The organism is Actinotalea ferrariae CF5-4 (assembly GCF_000603945.1).
In the GTDB taxonomy this organism is placed as follows: Bacteria; Actinomycetota; Actinomycetes; order Actinomycetales; family Cellulomonadaceae; genus Actinotalea; species Actinotalea ferrariae.
On record NZ_AXCW01000032.1, the window covers coordinates 23,287 to 32,176 of the forward strand.

General features: G+C 74.1%; 7 protein-coding genes. All 7 read left to right on the forward strand.

The genetic code is table 11. The annotated features are described in order from the left end of the window. Positions 1-25 precede the first annotated feature (25 nt). Positions 26-694, forward strand: a complete 669-nt coding sequence (pyrR, locus tag N866_RS04765) for a bifunctional pyr operon transcriptional regulator/uracil phosphoribosyltransferase PyrR (RefSeq protein WP_173406128.1) — start codon at positions 26-28, stop codon at positions 692-694. 5 nt (positions 695-699) lie between these two features. Then, a complete protein-coding gene (locus tag N866_RS04770) occupies positions 700-1,695 on the forward strand; it encodes an aspartate carbamoyltransferase catalytic subunit (RefSeq protein WP_034223382.1) in 996 nt (331 codons plus the stop codon). Continuing rightward, positions 1,692-3,029 (forward strand): dihydroorotase, encoded by a 1,338-nt coding sequence (locus N866_RS04775; RefSeq protein WP_034223360.1) that lies wholly within the window; start codon positions 1,692-1,694, stop codon positions 3,027-3,029. Before N866_RS04770 ends, N866_RS04775 begins: the two co-directional genes overlap by 4 nt. Next, positions 3,026-3,586, forward strand: coding sequence for a PH-like domain-containing protein (locus N866_RS04780; protein WP_052022406.1), 561 nt, complete (start codon positions 3,026-3,028; stop codon positions 3,584-3,586). Before N866_RS04775 ends, N866_RS04780 begins: the two co-directional genes overlap by 4 nt. Then, complete coding sequence (gene carA, locus N866_RS04785; RefSeq protein WP_034223362.1) at positions 3,583-4,842, forward strand: glutamine-hydrolyzing carbamoyl-phosphate synthase small subunit; 1,260 nt, start codon at positions 3,583-3,585, stop codon at positions 4,840-4,842. The genes N866_RS04780 and carA overlap by 4 nt, the downstream gene beginning before the upstream one ends. Beyond that, a complete protein-coding gene (carB, locus tag N866_RS04790) occupies positions 4,826-8,170 on the forward strand; it encodes a carbamoyl-phosphate synthase large subunit (RefSeq protein WP_034223364.1) in 3,345 nt (1,114 codons plus the stop codon). Before carA ends, carB begins: the two co-directional genes overlap by 17 nt. Before the next feature lie 131 nt (positions 8,171-8,301). Further along, on the forward strand, positions 8,302-8,890 hold a 589-nt coding region (pyrF, locus tag N866_RS04795), incomplete at its 3' end, for an orotidine-5'-phosphate decarboxylase (RefSeq protein WP_034223386.1).

Consider the following 8,890-nt stretch of genomic DNA (forward strand, 5'->3'; position numbering starts at 1 on the left):
GTGAGGCGGGGAAGGAGGTCGCCAGATGTCCTCTGGCCCTGCCGTGCCCGGAGCTCCCTCGGAGCCCACCGACCCGACCACCAGCCGGACGAGTCCGGCTCCCCCTGGGGGGCCGGGTGACCCCACCGCCCCGGACGACGACGCCGTCGGCACCGAGGTGCTGGGCCCCGCGGAGGTCCACCGGTCCCTGACCCGGATCGCCCACGAGATCCTCGAGCGCACCAAGGGCGCGCAGGACCTCCTGCTCCTGGGCATCCCGACGCGCGGCCTCCCGCTGGCCCGCCGCCTCGCCGAGCGCATCGCCGACGTCGAGCCCGGGGTCGACCCGGACCAGCTCGCCGGCTCCCTCGACGTGACGATGTACCGGGACGACCTGCACCGGCACCCCACCCGCACCATCGGGCGGACCGAGCTGCCCGCCGGCCGCTCCGTCGACGGTCAGGTCGTCGTGCTCGTCGACGACGTCCTCTTCTCCGGCCGCACGGTCCGGGCCGCGCTGGACGCGCTCAACGACCTCGGCCGGCCGCGCGCCGTCCAGCTCGCGGTGCTCGTGGACCGCGGCCACCGCGAGCTGCCGATCCGCGCCGACTACGTGGGCAAGAACCTGCCGACGTCGCTCGTCGAGACGGTCCGGGTGCGCCTGGCCGAGACCGACGGCGTGGACTCCGTCGTCATCGCGGGAGCGGCACGATGACCGGCCTGCGGCACCTCCTCAGCGCGGCGGACCTCGACCACGCCGGCGCCATCGCCGTCCTGGACACCGCGGCGCAGATGGCCGCCACCCAGTCCCGCGAGATCAAGAAGCTGCCCACCCTGCGTGGGCGCACCGTGGTCAACCTCTTCTTCGAGGACTCGACGCGCACCCGCATCTCCTTCGAGGCGGCAGCGAAGCGCCTCTCCGCGGACGTCATCAACTTCTCGGCCAAGGGCTCGAGCGTGTCCAAGGGCGAGTCCCTCAAGGACACCGCGCTGACGCTCCAGGCCATGGGGGCGGACGCCGTCGTCATCCGGCACCACGCCTCGGGTGCGCCGCACCGCCTCGCGCACGCCGGCTGGGTGGACGCCGCGGTCGTCAACGCCGGGGACGGGACGCACCAGCACCCGACCCAGGCCCTGCTCGACGCGTTCACGCTGCGCCGCCACCTCGCCGGCGGCAGCGACAACCCCGACGGCGTCGGCCTGGACCTGGCCGGCACGCACGTCGCGATCGTCGGGGACGTGCTGCACTCCCGCGTGGCGCGCTCCAACGTCCTGCTCCTGCACACGCTCGGTGCCCGCGTGACGCTGGTCGCGCCGCCGACGCTCGTGCCGGTCGGGGTGGAGGCGTGGCCGTGCGCGGTGTCCTACGACCTCGACGGCGTCATCACCGACCAGCAGCCGGACGCGGTCATGATGCTCCGCGTCCAGCGGGAGAGGATGGGCGCCGGCGGCGGTGCCGCGTCGGGCGCCACGAGCTTCTTCCCGAGCCCCCTGGAGTACACCCGGACGTTCGGCCTGGACGCGCGCCGGCTGCGGATGCTCCCGGACCACGCGATCGTCCTGCACCCGGGCCCCATGAACCGGGGGCTGGAGATCTCGGCCGACGCCGCGGACTCCGACCGCTCCGTGATCGTCGAGCAGGTCTCGAACGGCGTGGCGGTCCGGATGGCGGTGCTGTACCTGCTGCTGGCGGGGGAGAGGGAGGGCTGGTCATGACCACACACCTGCTGCGGGGGGCGTCGCCGCTCGGCGGAGCCGCCACCGACGTGCTCCTCGCCGACGGACGCGTCGCCGCCCTCGGTGCCGACGCCCGGTCCGGCGCCGACGCCGGGACGGTGACAGTCGACGCCGACGGTCTCGTGCTGCTGCCCGGCCTCGTCGACCTGCACACGCACCTGCGCGAGCCCGGGCGGGAGGACGCGGAGACCGTCCGGTCCGGGACGCGGGCCGCGGCGGCCGGCGGGTTCACCGCCGTCCACGCGATGGCCAACACCTCCCCGGTCGCGGACACCGCGGGCGTCGTGGAGCAGGTGTGGCGCCTGGGGCGCGACGCGGGCTGGGTGGACGTCTTCCCCGTCGGCGCCGTGAGCGTCGGCCTGGCGGGCACGCAGCTCGCGGAGCTGGGCGCGATGGCGCACTCCGCGGCCCGGGTGCGCGTCTTCTCCGACGACGGGCAGTGCGTCCACGACCCGGTCCTCATGCGCCGGGCGCTGGAGTACGTCAAGGCGTTCGACGGCGTCATCGCCCAGCACGCGCAGGAGCCGCGGCTCACGGTGGGCGCCCAGATGCACGAGGGAGCGGTGTCCGCCGAGGTCGGCCTCGCCGGGTGGCCGGCGGTCGCCGAGGAGGCGATCATCGCGCGCGACGTGCTGCTGGCCGAGCACGTCGGCTCCCGCCTGCACGTGTGCCACCTGTCCACGGCCGGGTCGGTCGAGATCGTCCGCTGGGCCAAGGCGCGCGGCATCGCCGTGACCGCCGAGGTGACGCCCCACCACCTGCTGCTCACCGACGAGCTGGCCCGCACCTACGACCCGCTGTACAAGGTCAACCCGCCGCTGCGCACCGCCGAGGACGTCGAGGCCCTGCGCGAGGCCCTCGCCGACGGGACGATCGACATCGTCGCCACCGACCACGCGCCCCACACGCGCGAGGACAAGGACTGCGAGTGGGCGGCCGCCGCCTTCGGCATGACGGGGCTGGAGACGGCCCTGCCGATCGTCGCGACCACCCTGGTGGAGACCGGCCGGATGACGTGGGCCGACGTCGCGCGCGTCCTGTCCTCGGCCCCGGCGCGCATCGGCCGCGTCGACACCGGTCCGACGCCGCAGGGGCGCCCGGTCGCCGTCGGCGAGCCCGCGAACCTCACGCTCGTGGACCCCGCGGCCCGCTGGACGGTCGAGCCTCGGCAGCTCCGGAGCGCGAGCACCAACACGCCCTACGGCGGCCGGGAGCTGTCCGGGCGCGTCGTCGCCACGTTCCTGCGGGGCAGGCCGACGGTCCTGGACGGCGCCCCCGTCGACACCGACCTGGACGGGACGGACCCGCGATGAGCCCTCGCGCCTGGATCGCGGCCGCGATCCTCCTCGTGCTGTTCCTGGTCATCGCCGCCGTCATGGTGCGCTCGATGCGGACCAAGGAACGCGTCTCCAGCGCGTCCGTGCCGCCGCCCCCGGCCGTGCCCGGCGCCGCCGCCCTCGGCACCGCGCGGACCGAGCCGCTGGAGGCCACGTACGTGTCCACGACCACCGCGCAGGACTGGCTCGACCGCGTGCCGGGGCACACGCTCGGCCGGCGCTCACCCGCGGTCGTGCAGGTGCACGACGCCGGGGTGACGCTGCTGCGGACCGGGGAGCGCGACCTCTTCCTGCCCACCGCCGACCTCGTGGACGTGCACCGCTCGCCGGGGCAGGTGGGCAAGTACCCCGGCGGGCAGGGTCTGGTCGTCCTGCGCTGGACGCTGCGGGACGACGACGGCGACCTGGTGCTCGACACCGGCCTGCGCCTGCGGCACCGGGCCGAGGCCGACCTGCTCGTCGAGACCGTCGAGCACCTGCTGACCGAGCGTGACGACGCCGCCCCCACCCCTTCGAGCGAGGAGCCCCGATGAGCGAGCAGACCGCGGTGCTGGTGCTGGAGGACGGCCGGACCTTCACCGGCCGCGCCTTCGGTGCCCGCGGGAGCACGGTGGGGGAGATCGTCTTCAACACCGGCATGACCGGCTACCAGGAGACGCTGACCGACCCGTCGTACCACCGCCAGATCGTCGTCATGACGGCCCCGCACGTCGGCAACACGGGGGTGAACGAGGAGGACCCGGAGTCCACCCGCATCTGGGTGGCCGGGTTCGTCGTCCGCGACCCCGCCATCCGGCCGTCGAACTGGCGCTCGACGCGCACGCTCGACGACGCCCTCGCCGGCGAGGGCGTCGTCGGGATCAGCGACCTCGACACGCGCGCCCTGACGCGGCACCTGCGCGAGCGGGGCGTCATGCGCGCGGGCATCTTCTCCGGCGAGGCGCTGCTGGACGCCGCCGGCCGCCGGAAGGTGGAGCAGGACCTCCTCGACGAGGTGACCGCGGCGCCGGTCATGGCCGGGGCGGACCTGGCCCGTGAGGTCACCGTCGCGGAGCCGTACGTCGTCGAGCCGAAGCGCGGCCCGGCGAGCGGCACGGACGCCGTCGCGACCGTCGTCGCGATCGACCTGGGCATCAAGTCCATGACGCCGCAGCGGCTCGCCGAGCGCGGGGTGCGGACGCACGTCCTGCCCGCCACCGCGACGACGCAGGACGTCCTCGCGCTGGCCCCGGACGGCGTGTTCTTCTCCAACGGCCCCGGCGACCCCGCGGCGGCCGTGCACGAGGTCGAGCTGCTGCGCGACGTCCTCGACCGCCGGATCCCCTTCTTCGGGATCTGCTACGGCAACCAGCTGCTCGGCCGGGCGCTCGGGTACGGCACCTACAAGCTCCAGTACGGCCACCGCGGGGTGAACCAGCCGGTCCTGGACCGCCGCACGGGCAAGGTGGAGATCACCGCGCACAACCACGGCTTCGCGGTCGACGCCCCGACCGACGGCGAGTCCGTGGCCCCGCACGACGAGGGCCGCTACGGCCGCGTCGTCGTCTCGCACGTGGCCCTCAACGACCAGGTGGTCGAGGGGCTGGAGTGCCTGGACCTGCCGGCCTTCTCCGTGCAGTACCACCCGGAGGCCGCCGCCGGCCCGCACGACGCCGACTACCTGTTCGACCGCTTCGTCGACCTCATGACCACCGGGTCCGTGCCCGACCGCGCCGTCGGTGACACCGCCGAGGGGTCCGCGAGCACCGGCGACGCCACCAAGGAGACCACCGATGCCCCGTCGCACTGACATCTCGAGCGTCCTCGTCGTCGGCTCCGGCCCCATCGTCATCGGGCAGGCCGCGGAGTTCGACTACTCCGGCACCCAGGCCTGCCGCGTCCTGCGCGACGAGGGCCTGCGCGTGATCCTCGTCAACTCCAACCCGGCGACGATCATGACCGACCCGGAGTTCGCGGACGCGACGTACATCGAGCCCATCACGCCCGAGGTGGTCGAGGCGATCATCGCCAAGGAGCGCCCCGACGCGATCCTCCCGACGCTGGGCGGTCAGACGGCCCTCAACACGGCCATCGCGCTCGACGAGGCCGGCGTCCTGGAGAAGTACGGCGTCGAGATGATCGGCGTCAACACCGCCTCGATCCACCTCGCGGAGGACCGGCAGGCCTTCAAGCATGTCGTCGAGCGCGCGGGCGCCGAGAGCGCGCGGAGCCACATCACGCACACGATGGACGAGGTCCTCGCGGCCGCCGAGGACCTCGGGTACCCCGTCGTGGTGCGGCCCTCGTTCACCATGGGCGGCCTCGGGTCGGGCATCGCGTACGACGAGACCGAGCTGCGCCGCATCGCGGGCGCCGGCCTGCACTACTCGCCGACCACCGAGGTGCTCCTGGAGGAGTCCATCCTCGGGTGGAAGGAGTACGAGCTCGAGCTCATGCGCGACAACGCGGACAACGTCGTCGTCGTCTGCTCGATCGAGAACGTCGACCCGGTCGGCGTGCACACCGGGGACTCGGTGACCGTCGCGCCCGCCCTGACGCTGACGGACCGGGAGTACCAGCGGCTGCGGGACATCGGCATCGCGGTCATCCGCGAGGTCGGCGTCGACACCGGCGGCTGCAACATCCAGTTCGCGGTGCACCCCGAGACGGGGCGCGTCGTCGTCATCGAGATGAACCCCCGGGTCTCCCGGTCCTCCGCGCTCGCCTCCAAGGCCACGGGCTTCCCCATCGCGAAGATCGCCGCCCGGCTGGCCGTCGGGTACACGCTCGACGAGATCCCCAACGACATCACGGGCTCGACGCCGGCGTCCTTCGAGCCGTCGCTGGACTACGTCGTGGTCAAGGTGCCCCGCTTCGCGTTCGAGAAGTTCCCCTCCGCGGACCCGCTGCTCACCACGACCATGAAGTCGGTCGGCGAGGCCATGGCGATGGGGCGCAACTTCGCCGAGGCGCTGGGCAAGGCGATGCGGTCGATCGACAAGGCCGGCTCGACGTTCCACTGGGACGGTCCGGTGCCGACGGGGGAGCGGCTGGCCGAGCTCCTGGCCGCGATCCGCATCCCCACCGAGGGTCGCCTCATCGAGGTGCAGCAGGCGCTGCGCTCCGTGGGGGCCGCCGGCGGCACGACCGTCGAGGAGGTCTACGCCGCGACGGGCATCGACCCCTGGTTCCTGGACCAGGTCGTCCTCATCAACAGCATCGCCGACGACGTCGCGCAGTCCGGCGAGCTCGCCCCGGACCTCCTGCGTCACGCCAAGCGGCACGGCCTGTCCGACCGGCAGATCGGCGCCCTGCGCGGCATCGCCGAGAGCACGGTCCGCGAGGTCCGGCAGGCGCTCGGCGTGCGGCCGGTCTACAAGACCGTGGACACGTGCGCAGCGGAGTTCGCGGCGCAGACGCCGTACCACTACTCCTCCTACGACGAGGAGACGGAGGTCGAGCCGCGCACCCGCGAGGCGGTCATCATCCTGGGGTCCGGGCCCAACCGGATCGGGCAGGGGATCGAGTTCGACTACTCGTGCGTGCACGCCGCCCTGGCGCTGCGGGACGAGTACGAGACCATCATGATCAACTGCAACCCCGAGACGGTCTCGACCGACTACGACACCTCGAACCGCCTCTACTTCGAGCCCCTGACCTTCGAGGACGTCCTCGAGGTCTATCAGGCCGAGCTCGCCGTCGGGCCGGTCAAGGGCATCATCGTGCAGCTCGGCGGGCAGACGCCCCTGGCGCTGGCCGAGCGCCTCGAGGCCGCCGGCCTGCCCATCCTCGGGACCCCGCCGGCGGCCATCGACGCCGCGGAGGACCGCGGCGTCTTCGGGCGCGTCCTCACCGACGCCGGGCTGCCGGCACCCGCCTTCGGCACCGCCCGGAGCCTCGCCGAGGCGACCGAGGTGGCGCGCGGGATCGGCTACCCCGTCCTCGTCCGGCCGTCCTACGTGCTCGGCGGCCGCGGCATGGAGATCGTCTACTCCGACGGCCAGCTCGCCGGCTACGTGGAGCGGGCGCTCGGCGCGGCGGTCGCGACCGACGGCGGCACGGGGGAGATCCCGCCGCTGCTCATCGACCGGTTCCTCGACGACGCGATCGAGCTCGACGTCGACGCCCTCTACGACGGGACCGAGCTCTACCTGGGCGGCGTCATGGAGCACATCGAGGAGGCCGGGATCCACTCCGGCGACTCGGCGTGCGTGCTCCCGCCGGTGACCGTCTCCGAGGCCGAGCTCGAGCGGATCCGCGAGTCGACGCGCGCCATCGCGGAGGGCGTCGGCGTGCGCGGCCTGCTCAACATCCAGTTCGCGCTCGTCTCCGACGTCCTCTACGTCCTGGAGGCCAACCCGCGCGCCAGCCGGACCGTGCCGTTCGTCTCCAAGGCGACCGGGGTGCCGCTGGCGAAGGCGGCCGCGCTGCTCATGGTCGGGCACTCCATCGCGGAGCTCCGCGCCGCCGGTGTGCTGCCCGCGGAGGGCGACGGGAGCCACCTCGGTCTCGACGCGCCCATCGCGGTCAAGGAGGCCGTGCTGCCGTTCCGGCGGTTCCGCACGGCGTCCGGCTCGATGGTCGACACGGTGCTCGGCCCGGAGATGCGGTCGACCGGCGAGGTCATGGGCTTCGACGTCGACTTCCCGCGCGCCTTCGCCAAGTCGCAGGCGGCGGCGTTCGGCGGGCTGCCCACGAGCGGCACGGTCTTCATCTCGGTCGCGGACCGGGACAAGCGGTCGATCACGTTCCCGGTCAAGCGCCTGGCCGAGCTCGGCTTCGAGATCCTCGCGACGGAGGGGACGGCGGCGGTGCTGCGCCGCAACGGCATCCCCTCGCGGCTGGTCCGCAAGCAGTCCGCGGGCCGCGGGCCCGAGGGGGAGCCGACGATCGTCGACCTCATCGTCGCGGGCGAGGTGGACATGGTGGTCAACACGCCGTCCGGCCAGGGTGCCCGCGCCGACGGGTACGAGATCCGCACGGCCGCCGTGTCCGCGGACAAGCCGATCGTGACGACCGTGCAGCAGCTCGGCGCGGCCGTGCAGGGCATCGAGTCGCTGCTCGAGGGCCCCTTCGCGGTGCGGAGCCTGCAGGACCACGTCCTGGAGCTCCGCGACGCCACGCGGGTGGCCCGGTGACCGCCGCCCCGTCCGACGGCACGGCGGGCGGCGCGGCGGGCGGCGCAGCAGGTGGCCCAGCAGGTGGCGCAGCGGGTGGCGCAGCGGCCGACGGCGCCGCCGCGTCCTTCGGGGCGCGCCTCGCCGCCGGCATGGAGCGCCACGGCCCGCTGTGCGTCGGCATCGACCCCCACCCCGGGCTGCTGGAGCGCTGGGGCCTCGCGGACGACGTCGCCGGCCTGCGCCGCTTCTCGCTCACCGTGGTGGAGGCGCTGGCCGGGACCGTGGCGGCGCTGAAGCCGCAGTCGGCCTTCTTCGAGCGCCACGGGTCGGCCGGCGTCGCGGTGCTGGAGGAGGTCGTCGCCGCGACCCGTGGGACCGGGACCGCGCTCGTCGTCGACGCCAAGCGCGGCGACATCGGGTCGACGATGGGCGGGTACGCGGACGCCTACCTGCGGGACGGCTCGCCGCTCGCCGGTGACGCCCTGACCGTGAGCCCGTACCTCGGGTTCGGCTCCCTCGCCCCCGCCGTCGACGCGGCGCTCGCCTCGGGCCGCGGGCTCTTCGTCCTGGCGCTCACCTCGAACCCGGAGGGCGCGAGCGTCCAGCACGCCCGCGCGGTGCACGACGGCACGCCGGGGGAGTCCGTCGCGGGGGCCGTCGCCGCGCAGGCCGCCCGGCTCAACGCCGCCGAGCGCGCCCGCACCGGTGCCGCGCTGGGGTCGGTGGGTCTCGTCGTCG

Bases quoted from the DNA above. Each gene is read 5' to 3' on its own strand.
- pyrR (WP_173406128.1), top strand. From the start codon at position 26: ATGTCCTCTGGCCCTGCCGTGCCCGGAGCTCCCTCGGAGCCCACCGAC.
- N866_RS04775 (WP_034223360.1), top strand. From the start codon at position 1,692: ATGACCACACACCTGCTGCGGGGGGCGTCGCCGCTCGGCGGAGCCGCC.
- N866_RS04780 (WP_052022406.1), top strand. From the start codon at position 3,026: ATGAGCCCTCGCGCCTGGATCGCGGCCGCGATCCTCCTCGTGCTGTTC.
- carA (WP_034223362.1), top strand. From the start codon at position 3,583: ATGAGCGAGCAGACCGCGGTGCTGGTGCTGGAGGACGGCCGGACCTTC.
- carB (WP_034223364.1), top strand. From the start codon at position 4,826: ATGCCCCGTCGCACTGACATCTCGAGCGTCCTCGTCGTCGGCTCCGGC.